Origin of the sequence: Acinetobacter sp. ESL0695 (assembly GCF_029392135.1) — a bacterium.
Classification (GTDB): Bacteria; Pseudomonadota; Gammaproteobacteria; order Pseudomonadales; family Moraxellaceae; genus Acinetobacter; species Acinetobacter pollinis.
This window is the reverse complement of record NZ_CP113932.1, coordinates 690,403-705,587: the sequence shown is the minus strand read 5'-3', so window position 1 is coordinate 705,587 and position 15,185 is coordinate 690,403. Positions and strand designations below refer to the sequence as shown.

15 protein-coding genes, 1 tRNA gene and 1 other RNA gene are annotated in these 15,185 nt (G+C 36.0%); 6 read left to right on the top strand and 11 right to left on the bottom strand.

Features of this window, described 5'->3' with window-relative positions:
* Window positions 1-24: 24 nt before the first annotated feature.
* Complete coding sequence (epmA, locus tag OZX61_RS03380; RefSeq protein WP_277095312.1) at window positions 25-999, bottom strand: EF-P lysine aminoacylase EpmA; 975 nt, start codon at window positions 997-999, stop codon at window positions 25-27.
* Entirely contained in the window at window positions 999-2,066 is a 1,068-nt protein-coding gene (locus OZX61_RS03375; protein WP_277095311.1) for a 4-phosphoerythronate dehydrogenase, read from the bottom strand. The genes epmA and OZX61_RS03375 overlap by 1 nt, the downstream gene beginning before the upstream one ends.
* Before the next feature lie 235 nt (window positions 2,067-2,301).
* On the opposite strand from OZX61_RS03375, the gene OZX61_RS03370 reads away from it, so the two are divergent.
* On the top strand, window positions 2,302-3,129 hold the full coding sequence (locus tag OZX61_RS03370) for an SDR family oxidoreductase (protein WP_195770594.1): 828 nt from the start codon (window positions 2,302-2,304) through the stop codon (window positions 3,127-3,129).
* A 234-nt stretch (window positions 3,130-3,363) separates the two neighbouring features.
* On the top strand, window positions 3,364-4,140 hold the full coding sequence (locus tag OZX61_RS03365; protein WP_195770595.1) for a DUF481 domain-containing protein: 777 nt from the start codon (window positions 3,364-3,366) through the stop codon (window positions 4,138-4,140).
* Between the two features lie 49 nt (window positions 4,141-4,189).
* Here the strand turns inward: OZX61_RS03365 and eat are convergent, their stop codons facing one another.
* Window positions 4,190-5,566 carry an ethanolamine permease gene (eat, locus tag OZX61_RS03360; protein WP_277095310.1) on the bottom strand — a complete coding sequence of 459 codons (1,377 nt, stop codon included), beginning with the start codon at window positions 5,564-5,566 and terminating at the stop codon, window positions 4,190-4,192.
* 171 nt (window positions 5,567-5,737) lie between these two features.
* Between eat and OZX61_RS03355 the strand changes: the two genes are divergently transcribed.
* Both OZX61_RS03355 and OZX61_RS03350 read left to right on the top strand, forming a co-directional pair.
* On the top strand, window positions 5,738-6,739 hold the full coding sequence (locus tag OZX61_RS03355; protein WP_277095309.1) for a phosphotransferase: 1,002 nt from the start codon (window positions 5,738-5,740) through the stop codon (window positions 6,737-6,739).
* A 65-nt stretch (window positions 6,740-6,804) separates the two neighbouring features.
* Window positions 6,805-7,848, top strand: a complete 1,044-nt coding sequence (locus OZX61_RS03350) for an AraC family transcriptional regulator (RefSeq protein WP_277095308.1) — start codon at window positions 6,805-6,807, stop codon at window positions 7,846-7,848.
* Here OZX61_RS03350 and OZX61_RS03345 read toward each other — a convergent pair.
* Window positions 7,829-8,734, bottom strand: coding sequence for a LysR family transcriptional regulator (locus tag OZX61_RS03345; RefSeq protein ID WP_277095307.1), 906 nt, complete (start codon window positions 8,732-8,734; stop codon window positions 7,829-7,831). The two genes, OZX61_RS03350 and OZX61_RS03345, sit on opposite strands and share 20 nt — an antisense overlap.
* Window positions 8,735-8,829: 95 nt before the next feature.
* Here OZX61_RS03345 and OZX61_RS03340 point away from each other — a divergent pair, with 95 nt between their 5' ends.
* Window positions 8,830-9,816: an aldo/keto reductase gene (locus OZX61_RS03340; protein ID WP_277095306.1), complete on the top strand. Its 987-nt coding sequence runs from the start codon at window positions 8,830-8,832 to the stop codon at window positions 9,814-9,816.
* Here the strand turns inward: OZX61_RS03340 and OZX61_RS03335 are convergent.
* From OZX61_RS03335 to OZX61_RS03325, 3 genes are all read right to left on the bottom strand, one after another.
* Window positions 9,813-10,598 carry an alpha/beta hydrolase gene (locus OZX61_RS03335; RefSeq protein WP_277095305.1) on the bottom strand — a complete coding sequence of 262 codons (786 nt, stop codon included), beginning with the start codon at window positions 10,596-10,598 and terminating at the stop codon, window positions 9,813-9,815. The genes OZX61_RS03340 and OZX61_RS03335 overlap by 4 nt on opposite strands.
* A gap of 47 nt (window positions 10,599-10,645) precedes the next feature.
* Window positions 10,646-11,239, bottom strand: coding sequence for a LysE family transporter (locus OZX61_RS03330; RefSeq protein ID WP_277095304.1), 594 nt, complete (start codon window positions 11,237-11,239; stop codon window positions 10,646-10,648).
* A 292-nt stretch (window positions 11,240-11,531) separates the two neighbouring features.
* The gene (locus OZX61_RS03325; RefSeq protein WP_277095303.1) at window positions 11,532-12,881 is read right to left on the bottom strand and encodes an aspartate aminotransferase family protein; all 1,350 of its coding nucleotides are present in this window, start codon (window positions 12,879-12,881) and stop codon (window positions 11,532-11,534) included.
* Window positions 12,882-13,049: 168 nt separating this feature from the next.
* On the opposite strand from OZX61_RS03325, the gene OZX61_RS03320 reads away from it, so the two are divergent.
* Window positions 13,050-13,808 (top strand): DeoR/GlpR family DNA-binding transcription regulator, encoded by a 759-nt coding sequence (locus OZX61_RS03320; protein WP_277095302.1) that lies wholly within the window; start codon window positions 13,050-13,052, stop codon window positions 13,806-13,808.
* A gap of 44 nt (window positions 13,809-13,852) precedes the next feature.
* On the opposite strand, the gene OZX61_RS03315 is transcribed toward OZX61_RS03320, so the two are convergent.
* The 4 genes from OZX61_RS03315 to coaD form a co-directional block, all read right to left on the bottom strand.
* Window positions 13,853-13,929, bottom strand: a tRNA-Met gene (locus OZX61_RS03315).
* Window positions 13,930-13,987: 58 nt separating this feature from the next.
* Window positions 13,988-14,345, bottom strand: an RNA gene (rnpB, locus tag OZX61_RS03310) — RNase P RNA component class A.
* Window positions 14,346-14,365: 20 nt separating this feature from the next.
* Window positions 14,366-14,635 (bottom strand): YfhL family 4Fe-4S dicluster ferredoxin, encoded by a 270-nt coding sequence (locus tag OZX61_RS03305; RefSeq protein WP_195770603.1) that lies wholly within the window; start codon window positions 14,633-14,635, stop codon window positions 14,366-14,368.
* A gap of 13 nt (window positions 14,636-14,648) precedes the next feature.
* Window positions 14,649-15,131, bottom strand: coding sequence for a pantetheine-phosphate adenylyltransferase (gene coaD, locus OZX61_RS03300; RefSeq protein ID WP_195770604.1), 483 nt, complete (start codon window positions 15,129-15,131; stop codon window positions 14,649-14,651).
* Window positions 15,132-15,185: the final 54 nt, after the last annotated feature.

Here is a 15,185-nt window from a genome sequence, read left to right as displayed (position 1 = left end):
TGTTTTATTGAATATTTGAGGAGCTTAAGCAATTTCCGCAGGAAATGTGATGACATCTGAAATTTTAAACTTACTTTGTGCAACCATTAATAGACGGTCGATACCAAGCGCTATTCCTGCACATGGTGGCATATTAGGTAAAGCTGCCAGTAAGTATTCATCGATGGGCATTCGTACTAGTCCTTCTTTCTCACGTGCATTATTGTCTTCTGCAAAACGACGACGTAATACTTCTGCATCCACTAATTCATCATATGCATTTGCCAACTCTAAGCCTTCTATATAAACCTCAAATCTAGCAGCAACTTCTTCACCATCTTCATCTATACGCGTCTTAGCCAAAGAGGCCATTTCTGGTGGAAAATCTGTTAAAAAAATAGGGGTATCAAAACCTAAACTTGGCTCTACAATATGGGAAAATAATAAATCTATGTATGCTAGGCGGTCGTCCCCTAAATCAATATGAATACCTACTCTTTTCGTTGTTTCCCTTAACTCTTGCAATGTTGCTTTTAAAGGGTTTAAGTCTAAACGATCCTGAAAAGCATGTTTATAACTTAAAACAATTGGTCTAATTTCTGTAAACTTGTCAGACAAACAAACTTGTAGTAAATCGGCAGTCTCATGCATTAAATCTTTCAGCGAAAAATGAGGCCGATACCACTCTAACATGGTAAATTCACTATTGTGTTTTTTGCCATGTTCATCGTCCCTAAAAACTTTACAAATTTGGTAAATTGCCCCACTACCACTGGCCAATAGACGCTTCATGGCAAACTCAGGAGAGGTTTGTAAATAATGGTGATTCAGTTTTCCGCCTAAATTTCTATGCGCACAAATCGATGCCAAATGAACATCCGTTACGCCTGCTGAAGAAAGCACAGGAGTTTCAACCTCAAGTACATCTCTTTCATTAAAAAATTGACGAATTTGGTTATACATTTTCGCGCGTACTCTTAATGCTTGAAGATCACATGTAGGTGCATAATGTAATGTCATTATATTTGTGCTCCATGTGATGACCATTCACGGCGTAGAGGATAATTTTTACGTAATTCATCAAAACTTTGTTGATCAATTAAACCGTCTTTTAAACAAGTACGCAGTCTACGATCATCTTCTAAAATTGGATATATTTTAAATATATGTGCTCTTAAGACATCTTTTAAATCATCTGACTGTTTAAAATATTGTTCACACTTAGGAAGTTGTGTTCTAAAGTCTTTATTTGGTGTCATTTGATAGTGGTTACAAAATGCGTCATATACCATTTGTGTTCCACGTGCCTTACCTTCCAGACTATAACCAGCAATATGTGGTGTTACTAAAGAAACATGATCCAATAACACTTTCGTAATCTTCGGCTCATATTCAAATACATCGAGTACAACCGAACGTCCTATCTTTTTTATATCTTCAAGCAAAGCTTCTTCAGAAATAACAGAACCACGCGCACTATTAATTAAAATCGTTTCTTTGGGCAACTGACGAAAAACGTCTTTATTAAATAAATGATAGGTTGGATACTCACCTACTTTGGTTAAAGGTACATGAATTGAAATGGCATTAGAGTTTTGTACCAACTCGGAAAATGATACTTGTTGAACAGTTTCCAATTGTACAAAAGGATCATAAGCAATCACATTCCAACCTAGCTTTTGAGCTACATGAGATAAGCGACGCCCTACATTACCCAAACCGACAATACCTAAAGTAAAATTTTCTTCTGCATCTAATCGTTTTATATCTAAATGAAGTAATGCTGTAATTACATATTCTGCAACAGCTTGAGCATTACAACCCGCAGCATTTGCCCACTGAATATTTTTTTCATTTAAATAATCAATATCTAAATGGTCAGTACCAATCGTTGCACTTCCCACAAAATTGACATCACTTCCCTCAAGTAATACTTTATTTACGTTGGTGACTGATCTCACCAGCAAAGCATTGCTATCTAATACATCGGCTGCTTGTAATGTCCTTCCTGCATGTAACTGAATTTCAGCAATATCTGAAAAAAAATATGATGCAAAAGCAAGGTTCTCATCTGCAACAATTTTCATTGAGCATCACCTAAAATTTTAAATATGAATGCCCCATCATAAACCACCTATAAATCTATTGTTTCGTTTTTTTAACAACTCACCAATTTTTTAGAGAACCCTTTATACTAATATTTGAGTTTATATAGCAAAAAACGATTTTATAAATATTCTTCAAACTATTTCTCATTCAATGGTTTAAAGATTTTTATAGTCAAAATAACACTTTAAATGAAAATGATAACGGAGGACATTCATGTCTAATCCTGATTTAAGAAGCGTTGAACAAGTTACAAACTTTATTCGTGAGAGCTACAAAGGCACAGGCAAGCTTGCAGGAAAAGTAGTTGTAATTACTGGTGGGGGCACAGGTATTGGTCGTGCAATGTCTATGCATGCAGCGACTGAAGGGGCTGATCTTGCAATTACGAGCTATACTTCTTCGCAAGAACAGGCTGCCTCTTTAAAAGCTTGGGTTGAAAAACTTGGAAGAACTTGCCGCGTCTATGAAGTAGATCTTGGGGACAAAGAAAAAACTCAAGAATTTGCAAACAATGTATTACGTGATTTTGGAAAAGTGGACGTACTTGTAAATAACGCTGGTGCACAATTTCCGAAAAACAATCTTGCAGATATTTCCGATGAACAATGGAAAAAAACGTTTAATATTAACTTAGATGCCATGTTCTATCTAAGTAAAATTTTCTTACCACAGTTTAAAGATGGCGACTCAATCATTAATGTCGCTTCTGTAAATGCTTATATCGGATTAAAAGAATTAGTAGACTATTCATCAACTAAAGGTGCAATGATCAGCTTTACACGTGCACTATCTAACCAAGTTGCACATCAGGGTATTCGTGTCAATGCAATTGCACCGGGGCCGATCCTTACACCAATTCAAGGTACATGGAGCGATGTAGATAAGTCGAAGTTAGATGACTTGGGTAAAGACACCTCTATGCAACGTTATGGCGTACCACATGAAGTTGGCCCAGGATTCGTTTTCCTTGCAAGTGAAGATGGCTCTTATGTTACTGGCCAAACACTGCATATTAATGGCGGTATTATGGTTAACGGCTAGTTTGTCCCAAATATCATTAAATGCTGTATGTCTCTAACGACATACAGCGTTTTTTTATATGTATAACTTGGATCACAATAATTGTATATTTATTATTCAGTTATTCATAAATAGAAAATTCAGCTACCTATGTATCAGTTGTGTAATTTTTTTTGCTTATTGGTTTAGATGACAGCACAATTACTCAAAGATTTCATGATCTTTACTCAAACAAAATCAAAATACGAGATTAAAATGCATAAGAGAATTATTATTGGTATTTTAACAACTTTAGCAGGCTCATCACTTTTCGCTGCTGATCTTGGACCAACGCGTACAGGTGGGGCAAATACAATTAAGGTCGATAATGACAAACCTTTCCGTTTAGAAGGTGATATTGGATACCTTTTCAACAATAGTAAAACAACAGATGGTAGTTCAACCAATAAAACAAACTTAACAGCGCGTATATTATTTCAACGTCAAGCTGGTATTTGGGGTCAAGAAGTTATTGCAAGTGCAGTAAGTACACATGACGACAATGCAACAAACAATATCGAACGCTATTTATTGGCTGGGAAACTTTCTCACAGCAGTTCAGATACAATCTATCAATTTGGTAAATTAACTGCTGAAAAAGATCTAAGCAGTGCTTTTGACTATCAAATTAGTGCAACAGGTGGTCTAGGAATTAACATTCTAAAAGATGACCGCCAATCTCTTTCTACTGAAATTGGTGCAGGTTATCGTTTTAGTAAAGAGAAAGTAGAACCTCAAGATACAACAAACGAACTCGTAGGTACACTGGCAGCATTTTACGAATATAAAATTACGCCATCTGTACGTTTCAACCAAGATCTAGGCTATGAGTTTGGTCAAGATTCTCGTACATTCCGCTCAAGAACGGCGCTTACAACTGATCTAACAAAGCACTTTGCAGCATCTGCAAGTTATAACATTAAAGATATTCAAGCAGATATTGGCAACAGTAGAGACTCTTTACTTTCGCTTGGTCTTAACTATAAGTACTAAAATATTTAATAAAAAAAGGATGCTTAAGCATCCTTTTTTATAGGTAAACCTATGCGATATCAATCCCTTTATCTGTGAGTTGTGCCTCTTCACTCATTGCTCTTTGTCGTTTCGTCATTAAAAAATAAATATAGCTTACAACCAGAAAGCCAATGAAAATTTTTCCAATCGTAAAGTTAAAGTAAAACATAGATAAGAAGCAAATGGTTGCAATGACTAAGGCAATAGCTGGAATAATAGGATAGCCTGGTGCTAAAAATGAGCGCTCTAGTTCAGGTGCACTCTTACGGAGTTTAAATAAACTCAGCATACTCATAATGTACATTAATAATGCACCGAAACAAGCCATTGTTACAATGGCTGCTGTTAGTGTCATGCCCTGAATTTGAATAATATTATCACTAAAAATTGCAATAATACCGACAATACCACCTGCAATAATTGCACGATAAGGAGTATGAAAACGGGATAATTTAGCTAAACCTTGCGGTAAAAATCCCGCCCTACCAAGTGCATAAATTTGACGCGAATATCCTAAAATAATCCCATGAAAACTTGCAACCAACCCAAATAATCCAATCCATACTAGCATGTGCATCCATGCAGAGTTATGCCCAACAACAGCACGCATTGCTTGTGGTAATGGATCATTAATATTAGATAACTTACTCCAATCGCCTACACCGCCTGCAAAAATCATAACCATTAGTGCAAGACTGACAAGGGTAAAGATACCGCTAATGTATGCTCTTGGAATCGTTTTTTTCGGATCTTTTGCTTCTTCTGCCGCCATTGCAGCACCTTCTATGGCAAGAAAGAACCAAATTGCAAAAGGAATTGCTGCAAAAATACCAGATACTGAGTCTAAACTAAAATGAGCTTGCCCTGCCCATCCATTTAAAACGAAATTAGAAAAGCTAAAACTCGGTTGAACAACCCCAACAAAAACCAACAATTCAATGACTGCTAAAATTGTTACGACTAGCTCAAATGTTGCGGCAATCTGCACACCTACAATATTTAAACCCATGAAAATAAAGTACGCAGCTACAGCCGCATATTTAGGATTTAAATCAGGATACTGTACATTTAAATATGCACCAATTGCCATCGCAATAGCAGGAGGTGCAAACACAAATTCTATAAGTGTTGCAATTCCAGCAATAAACCCACCTGTATCTCCAAAAGCTTTTCGGCTATATGCAAAAGGTCCCCCTGCATGAGGAATAGCTGTGGTTAACTCAGTAAAGCTAAAGATAAAACAAGTGTACATTGTCGCAATAATTAAGGTAGTGACTAAGAATCCTAATGTTCCAGCAACTCCCCACCCATAACTCCAACCGAAATATTCACCGGAAATTACCAACCCGACTGCGATTCCCCACAAATGAAATGTTCCCAGTGTTGGTTTCAGTTTTTGATTCATAACCGACTTCCTTAGATATAGATATTTACACACCGTCCATATGTATATTGCGTGGTCATTTCATTTAAAACTTGACAGTAAAGCCTATTTTTTTAGTGCGTATTGTCAAGTCAAACAAAATCAAACTCACATACGCTGTAAGTCATCTATAAATATCAATGTGAGTTCAACATGCAAAATGAAATATTAGATACACAAACCCTGTACCTATTGGCAGAATCAGCAATGAAGCAATATGAGCCACAATATCAAGGTACGCTTAAATTGTTGTGTCAGTCTGAAAATGCAACCTTTGTCATTTATACCTCTCATTCTAAATATGCACTTCGTATTCATCGACCAAATTATCATTCTAAGGAAAATATAAATAGTGAATTACTTTGGCTCGAAGCACTCAATAATGAAGGCATATCTGTACCAGAACCTATTGCAAATCAAAACAATGAATATGTACTTACACTCTGCTGTGCACCAAACATTGAAAGACATACCGTTTTATTTCATTGGGTTCAAGGCGATATGCCAACAACAGATGTTGATCCTCAAGCATTCAAACAACTGGGTTCTATTACTGCTCAACTACACCAACACAGTAAAATGTGGAAAAGACCTGAACAGTTCAATCGTATTGTTTGGAATCATGAAACAATGATTGGTTCAGAAGGACACTGGGGAAATTGGGCAAGTGTAAACAGTTTAACTGCTACAGATAAACTAGTAATTCAAGAAACTGTCTCTCAAATTGGACATCAACTGAATCAGTTAGATAAATCTCCACAATATTATGGACTTATTCATGCAGACTTGCGACTTACTAACCTTTTATTAAAAAACAACCAGGTCGGTGTAATTGATTTCGATGATTGCGGTTTAAGTTGGTTTATGCATGACTTAGCAGCCGCCCTTAGCTTTAATGAACACTTACCTAATGCACCAGAATGGGTAGATCAGTGGTTAAATGGTTACGAAAAAAATGCTCATATTAGTCAATTAGAATATGCCCTCATTCCAAGTTTTATTATGCAAAGACGAATTCAAATGTTGGCATGGACAGGTTCACATGCATATACGGAAATGACAAAAAGTTTAGGAAATGAATGGGTTAATGAAACCATAAGATTATGTAAACAATATTTAAAAAGTGACAATGCGATGCCACTAGGTGCAGCATAAAATATACTATGAATTGGTATATATCTTGCTTTATTCACTATAGATAAAGACAAGAGCACCTCATTATGATTTATATGCGCCCAATTGCAGAGACTCCCCATTTTGAAACCCAATCTGGGAATCTAGGGGTGTTGGCTGCTGCTGCAACAGGTCTTAATGAATTCATTTTACACAAAGGAGCAGATGCAGCCTATATCTTTGATACCAATGGTGTTCACCCAGACCTATTAAACAGTCCTACGCTAAGCATTCAATTACCTAATTATTGTCAAATGCTTGAACAAGCTGCTTTTCTTTCTGGATGTGATAATTTCGGGCTTGAATATGGCCAACAGTTTCAACCTAAGTCCTTAGGACTGATTGGCTATATTGGGTTATGCTCTCCAGACTTAGCATCAGCACTCAGAAATATCGCAAATTACTTCCATTTTCACCAAAAAGATACACTAATGCAATTTGTCGAGCATCAAGATTGTTGGCGCATTGACTATCAAGTACAGCACGGTGCCATACTATGCAGACGACAAGATGCAGAACTTACTTTAGGTATGCTTATGAATGTCATTCGTGGCGTATTGGGACAAAATTACTCACCACGGGCTGTTCATTTTGAACATGCACGACCTATTCAATGGCAGGAACACCGTAAACTATTTAATGCACCTGTTTACTTTGAGCAACCTTATAACTCCATTTTAATTAAAAAATCTGATACTTATGTCAAAATGCCAGATGCCGATCCAATTTTGCTCAAAGTCATTCAAGATACTTTAAAATTATTAAATCAAAATCAGCAACGGCAAGATATTGTTAATCAGGCACGTTCACGCATACAAATTTCATTGAGTAAGGGAGAACCATGTTTAGATCGTATTGCAAATGATCTTCATATGTCGACTACCTGTTTCATACGTAAACTTAAAAGCGAAGGCACAAATTTTACAAAACTGGTTGACAGCGTTCGCTGTGAAATGGCTGAAAACTATATTAAACAACCTCATATACAAATTTCAGAGATTGCATTTCTCTTAGGTTATTCTGAATTAAGTGCATTTTCTAGAGCATTTAAGCGATGGTTTCATATTACCCCTAGGCAGTGGCGTCACTAATTTTTTTTACCCAGTCAATGAAACAGCGTGAAGCATGAGAAAGATTTTCTCGACTTGAGTAGTACAGATAAAATGGCTCATGTGGGTACTGGTATTGATTTAAAATAGGCTCTAGCAAGCCATTTTTCTCATAATCAATCACTAAACTATCATAAACATAAATAATTCCCAGATGATTTAAAGCCGCTTCTATCATCATTTTATCTGTATTTACTGATAAATTTCCCTTCGTTCTTTTGTTAATATATTTTTCTCCATCAAAAAATTCCCATGCATAATACACACTACTTGGAAATTTTCGCTGTATACAATTAAATTTTGAAAGCTCATCAATACTTTTTGGTCTACCGTATCGCTCTAAAAAACTAGGTGATGCAAAGGGTCTCATTACAACCTCACGACCAAAACGAATCGCTATCATGTCTTGAGGAATAGACTCATAAAAGCGTATACCAAAATCAAAACCTTCCTCAACAATATTCACGAAACCATCAGAAACAAGGATTTCAAGATGAATTTTTGGATACTTTTTTTTAAAAGGAAGAAAGATTTTTGCAAAAAATAATTCTTGTACAATACGAGGAATACTAACTTTCACCCTCCCTTTGGGCTCATGCTCACTCGTCGTAAATTGTTCAAAGGCTGACAGATAATTTTCATAGATGGGTAGCATTTTCTCTAAAAGAATTTCCCCCTCCAATGTCAATGACACACTACGTGTAGAGCGATGAAATAACCTTATAGATAAACGGCGTTCTAAATTACTTACCGCCAAAGTAACTGCAGGCGGTGTAACATTTAATATTTTAGATGCTTGTACAAAACTGAGATGTTTAGCAACGACAATAAAAACTTGGATTTGAGAAAACTCAGGCGCACTATTCATTCTTTAATTATTTTTAATAATCCATTTAATTTAACTCAATTGTAAACAAAACCTTCAAGACGTACTTTAATAAAACATAATTATGGAAATAAACAATGAAAAAACGTCAAATTGGAAATTTAGAAATCTCTAGCATTGGTATGGGTTGTATGGGTATGAGTTCATCTTATGGAGGACTCGAAGAAAAAGAAGCAATTTACATACTGCATAAAGCCGTAGATCTGGGAATAAATTTTTTTGATACAGCCGAAGTATATGGTCCCTTCACCAATGAAATACTACTGAATAAAGCATTAAGAAATCATAAAGATGTACTTATTGCAACCAAATTCGGTTTCCAACTTGATCCTACAAAATCAGGAATTGAACAAATATCAGGTTTAACAAGCCATCCTAAAAATATTAGAAAAGTAGCAGAAGAAAGCCTAAAGCGGTTAGGACGTGACAGTATTGATCTTTTTTATCAGCACCGTGTTGACCCTAATATTCCTATTGAAGATGTCATTGGAACAATGGCCGACTTAATTCATGAAGGTAAAATAAAACATATCGGATTATGTGAAGTTTCGGAAAAAACTTTACGTACAGCACATGCGATTCACCCAGTTACTGCTGTACAAAGCGAATACTCTTTATGGTCAAGGGAAGCTGAGCATAAAATATTACCCACATGTACTGCTTTAAATATAGGTTTTGTTCCATACAGCCCACTCGGTCGTGGTTTTCTTACAGGTAAACTTCAAATGGAAACCTTACAAAATCACGATTTCAGAAAAAATTTACCCAGATTTCAAGATGAAGCTATAAAGCAAAATCAGCATTTAATTGAAGCACTAGAACTCATTTCAAAATTTTATCATTGCTCAAATGCACAGCTTGCTTTGGCGTGGATGCTTCATAAATATGAGCATCTTGTGCCTATTCCAGGAATTCGTAAAATAAATCATTTACAAGACAATATTGCTGCAAGTGAAATTATAATAGAGGAAGAAGACATACAAAAAATTGATAATATTTTTCAACCACAATACATTTCAGGTACACGCTATAATGAAAAAGAACTTCAAATGATTGATGTTTAATGAATAGATCTATGCTGTTCTAGCCATGTCTGAATATAGCTTATGGTTTTAGATAAAGAATGCCCCATCATATACATATGATCTGCACCCTGCAAAAGAATATAAGTTGCATGCTTGTATTTTTTTGCAGTGGCCTTTGCAATTGAAGACACGACAACCTTATCTTCACTGCCACTAATTACCAAAACTGGTGCAAATAATACTTTCGTATCTACATATGCAGCTTTTTTAGCGTCAAAAAACCATAAAGCCATTTCAGCATATGCTCGCCCCGATTCTGCAACCAGATGATTGTAAAACTGATCTCTCACTTTCTGAGTCTGTAAATTCATACAATACCGATCTAATGTAGTTTTGTTCGGCATAAGAGGCTTTTTCCAAAACTTCCACTGTATAAAATGTTTATAAAAGGCTTGAATCATCGTGGGATAAAGTGCATATATCCCAGCCATGGGCGCAGGACCCAATAATATTAGTCCATGACACCGCTCAGGTTCACGAGCAACCAAAAGTTGTGCGATCAGACCTCCAAGCGAATGCCCTAATATATAAACAGGTTCGGAAAAAGTACGAAGTAAAGCAACCAAGTCATTCACATAATCTGTGAGACTCAAAGAAGCTATTTTTGTTGCGCCTTCCACTAAAGGTAAATCATGGTATCTTAAATTAGGTGTATATACAGTTAAGCCTAAAGATTCCAATGCCTCAATGAAGTCACTGCTCCAGCTGTTTCCATTACACCATGTACCATGAATTAATATTATTGATTTTTTATTCTTCATTTTATGTGTTCTCTAAAAACTTAAAAAAGAGTCCGTAGACTCTGTTTTTAAATTGCTGTAATTGCAGAATAGCTTAATGGCAACGAAAAGCTCATTAAAATAATGGATGCGGTACGCTGTAAATTTTGTTGATTTAACCAAGCAATTTTATTTGATACCAATACAGAACCGACGCAAATCCAAAAAAATGCAATTGGTAGAATAAGCATTATGAATGCTGACATATGTAAACCATAAGTAGCTAAACTTGTCCAAGCCGCCTGCGGAAAAATTGCCGAAGCAAATAATAATCCTTTTGGATTTAAGAGTGTTGCAACAAATAAAGTTTTAGGTGTAATTGTAGGCTGTGTAAATTCTTGACTGACAGATGAAGTACGCCATAATTTAATGGCTAAATAAAAAATATAACATGCGCTAATCAGTTTCAAAACAGCAGGTAACCATGGTACGGTCGCTGAAACAGAATGTATTAGAACACCCCATAGGGAAATAGAAATGAGATAACCCAATGCCTCAGAAGGAATTAAGTTACAAGATTTTTTAATGCCACTATAAATACCAGACGAGGCTAGTAATGTATTTGTTGGGCCGGGAGTCAATAAAATTGTGACCACCAAACCAATAAACAATAATGTAATCATACGATATTTTTCGTTATTGGATTGTTATTATTAATCACTGAGTTGGTATCTTTTGTCGAGCCTATAAATGTAAGAAAATATATAAAATAATCTTTTTCGCATTATTTTTTAGTACAAAAAAAATAATAATTTATTTATATATCAATATCTTATTTTTTCAAAAAAGATATTCTTTTAAGTAAAAGCAATCCACGTTATCAATGAAGATTGCTGTCATCAGTTGAATAAAAATAAAGCAAAATTCAAATATCAGATGATACTTTATGCACATTTTCGAAATATATTTATTACACTAATCAAACACTCTCACATTAGATAATGTCTGATCTAATGCATTTACTAACCAATCAATATCACTATATTGAAATGCAAGTGGTGGACGTAACTTCAATACATTTCCATGAGGTCCCGCTACAGAAGTCAAAATATGATGTTGATTACGTAACTCTTCAATGACATTCAATGCGAGTTTTTTATTAGGTTTTTTGGTATTTCTATCTGTAACTAACTCAAATCCTATAAACAACCCAGCACCCCGTACATCCCCTATGCATTCATGTTTATTCATTAAATACGTAAGTTCTTTCTTAAGTACTGCTCCAACCTCTTCGCTATGCTCTTGTAATTTCTCTTCCTGTATAATATCTAAAACAGCTTGTGCTGCAGCCATAGATACAGGATTACCTCCGAATGTATTAAAATATGGAATTTGATCGCTAAATGCAGATAAAACCTCATGTTTAGCAAATAGTCCAGACACCGGAATACCATTTCCCATTGGTTTCCCTGTTGTTATGATATCTGGTACAACGCCATGGCGCTCAAAGCCCCAAAATGCATCCCCAGTTCGACCAAAGCCTGGTTGAACCTCATCAGCAATAAAAACACCGCCGTTTCTATGCACAACATCTACTGCTTGTTTCAGAAAACCAATCGGATGAGACATTACACCATCAGATGAGAAAATAGAATCGGCTAGAAATCCTGCAAACTGAATTCCATTTGCACGCATATCGTCAATTTGTCGTTGTATTTGATCTGCAAACCAATGTCCAAGATCTTCAGTAACAATGCGATATTGATCTGGTGCAGGTACACATCTTGTTGTGTTGGCCAATACTTGTCCTGTGCCCAAAGCAGGTGAACATCCAGAAGTTAACTCACTGGTACCATGATACGATTCTTGCGAAACAATAATACCAGTCCCTCCTGTATATTCACGTGCCACACGAATGGCTAAATCATTTGCTTCAGAACCTGTACACATATACATTGCTCTATCTATCTCAGAAGGCATTGTTTTTAATATATTTTCGCTGTAGCTTAAAATATTTTCATGTAAATATCGAGTATGTGTATTTAAACATTGCATTTGTGCAGTTACAGCTTCAATAACACGTGGATGGCAATGGCCAATACTTGCAACATTATTATAAACATCAAGATACTTCGTACCTTTTGCATCCCACAAATACTGTCCCTTTCCTTTCACAAGATGTACGGGATTTCTATAAAATAAACGATAAGATTCGCCTAATACCTCACCTCTCTTTTCTGTTAATGCTTTTGTTTCATGATCAAGCGCAGCGGCATGCTCAGCTCGAAAACTATTTGTATCCATAATTGTTGATCGTGTAACCATCGAGTTCACCTGCTGTCACTTTAGATTGTTTTTCAATCATTCCAATATAAATATAGTTTTAATAAAATGCAACAAAATACACAAATACTTTTTTATACACAAAAAAGATCGATTTTATGCTGTAGAGACAGTATGATTTGCAGTAGATATTTTGAGATTTTGAAAATTATGCTACAACAAGAACGGCAGCAAAGAATTCTTGGACTTCTGTCTAGCTTAAAAAATCTAAGCACTGAACGTGTTATGCAAGAATTAGACATCTCTAGAGAAACTGCCAGAAGAGATATTGTAGAACTAGAAAAACTAGGTCTACTCAAACGGGTTCATGGTGGTATTACATGTCTAGATGAAGTAACTGCTGAAGCACCTTTAACGATTCGTCAATCACAAATGGTTAAAGAAAAAAGAAATATTGCGCGTGCAGTGTTACAGCATTTAAAACCTGGACTCACTATTTTTTTAGATGCGGGTAGCACAACTTCTATTCTTGCAGATGAACTAAGATATTTTTCAGGCCTAACAATCATTACCAATAGTTTGCAAGCTGTTTTTAATTTAACGGTGGCTAATCAAGACAATACTACCGCAAAACATGAAATTATTCTTTTGGGAGGAAAAATTTTCCAACGGCCTCAAACACAAGGTGAGCAAGTGATTTCAGAAATTCAGCGCTACTATGCCGATATTGCTATTTTATCTCCTGTTGGCATCGACCCTAAACATGGTGCTACCAGTTTTTCTTCAGATGAAGCTGAAATTGCAAGAGCAATGATTAAGCATAGTAAAAATACATTTATCTTAGCAGACCACACAAAAGTAGGCACAGTTAGTCGAATTAACTATGCAAAATCCGAGGAAATTTCTATTTTATTTACAGATGCTGACATAGATTTAAATACACAGTTTAAGTGCATTGTCTCTGTATAATCTTGCATAAAAAAAGACCATACAAAGGTGTATGGTCTATAAAATGGTGGCTATGACTGGACTTGAACCTGTGACCCCAGCATTATGAGTGCTGTGCTCTAACCAACTGAGCTACATAGCCGAAACTGTTCGCGAATTCTATGTTTTAAACTATAAATAGTCAATACTTTTTTAAAAATCTGTGAAGTGAGCCTATAAGCCGGGTTCTGTCGAGAACGATCATTCCTCTAGGCGTATAATCACTCATACGCTCAAGCGACCTACCCGAATCCAGTATGGGCCATACCTATGTGGATTCCTATTTGGTCTTGCTTCAGGTGGGGTTTACCATGCCATGTACTGTTACCAGACATGCGGTGCGCTCTTACCGCACCCTTTCACCCTTACCATATAAATATGGCGGTCTACTCTCTGCTGCACTTTCCGTTGGCTTACGCCACCCAGGCGTTACCTGGCACCTTGCCCTATGAAGCCCGGACTTTCCTCCCCTATTTTAGTCACGAAGACCTTAATAGCAGCGACCGTCCAGCTCACTTCGGCGCACATAGTACCAAATCTTATTCAGAATTGCTCGTATTTTTTTGATCAATTAAACGATGATATTTTGCAAGTAAAGTCTCTTCACTTTCTTCATGCTCAGGATCTTTAGGAATACAGTCTACAGGACAGAACAACTGACATTGTGGCTGGTCATAATGTCCTACACACTCTGTGCACAAGGCAGGATCTATTTCATAAATTACATCACCCAGATAAATTGCCTCATTGGGACACACTGGCTCGCAGACATCACAATTAATACATTCATCTGTAATATATAATGACACTTTAAGTTACCTTCTATCCATATTTACGCTTGAATGCATGAACAACATGTTCAGGTACAAATTTAGATACATCTCCATCTAAACGTGCAATTTCCCGAACCATCGTAGAAGAAATAAAAGAATATTGTTCAGACGGCGTCAAAAAAACTGTTTCAAATCTTTGATCTAAGGTTCGATTCATATTTGCAAGTTGAAATTCATATTCAAAATCTGAAATGGCTCTTAAACCACGTAAAACTGCCGTTGCCTTTTGCTCATTAAAAAAGTTAACCAGTAATCCATCGAAACCAATGAATTGGATATTATCTAAATGAGGAAAAGACGCTTTAGCAAGTGCTACACGCTCCTCTAAAGAAAATAATGGCTTTTTATGGTGCCCTACAGCGATTGCAATTACGACCTCATCAAACATCTTCGATGCTCTTACAACCAAATCTATATGACCTTTTGTAATTGGATCAAATGTTCCCGGATAAATAATACGACGCTTAGACATCCAAACTGTACTCAAATTTTGTCATATGAAATACTATTCTATCAAAAACTTGAT

Bases quoted from the DNA above. Each gene is read 5' to 3' on its own strand.
- epmA (WP_277095312.1), bottom strand. From the start codon at position 999: ATGACATTACATTATGCACCTACATGTGATCTTCAAGCATTAAGAGTA.
- OZX61_RS03375 (WP_277095311.1), bottom strand. From the start codon at position 2,066: ATGAAAATTGTTGCAGATGAGAACCTTGCTTTTGCATCATATTTTTTT.
- OZX61_RS03370 (WP_195770594.1), top strand. From the start codon at position 2,302: ATGTCTAATCCTGATTTAAGAAGCGTTGAACAAGTTACAAACTTTATT.
- OZX61_RS03365 (WP_195770595.1), top strand. From the start codon at position 3,364: ATGCATAAGAGAATTATTATTGGTATTTTAACAACTTTAGCAGGCTCA.
- eat (WP_277095310.1), bottom strand. From the start codon at position 5,566: ATGAATCAAAAACTGAAACCAACACTGGGAACATTTCATTTGTGGGGA.
- OZX61_RS03355 (WP_277095309.1), top strand. From the start codon at position 5,738: ATGCAAAATGAAATATTAGATACACAAACCCTGTACCTATTGGCAGAA.
- OZX61_RS03350 (WP_277095308.1), top strand. From the start codon at position 6,805: ATGATTTATATGCGCCCAATTGCAGAGACTCCCCATTTTGAAACCCAA.
- OZX61_RS03345 (WP_277095307.1), bottom strand. From the start codon at position 8,734: ATGAATAGTGCGCCTGAGTTTTCTCAAATCCAAGTTTTTATTGTCGTT.
- OZX61_RS03340 (WP_277095306.1), top strand. From the start codon at position 8,830: ATGAAAAAACGTCAAATTGGAAATTTAGAAATCTCTAGCATTGGTATG.
- OZX61_RS03335 (WP_277095305.1), bottom strand. From the start codon at position 10,598: ATGAAGAATAAAAAATCAATAATATTAATTCATGGTACATGGTGTAAT.
- OZX61_RS03330 (WP_277095304.1), bottom strand. From the start codon at position 11,239: ATGATTACATTATTGTTTATTGGTTTGGTGGTCACAATTTTATTGACT.
- OZX61_RS03325 (WP_277095303.1), bottom strand. From the start codon at position 12,881: ATGGTTACACGATCAACAATTATGGATACAAATAGTTTTCGAGCTGAG.
- OZX61_RS03320 (WP_277095302.1), top strand. From the start codon at position 13,050: ATGCTACAACAAGAACGGCAGCAAAGAATTCTTGGACTTCTGTCTAGC.
- coaD (WP_195770604.1), bottom strand. From the start codon at position 15,131: ATGTCTAAGCGTCGTATTATTTATCCGGGAACATTTGATCCAATTACA.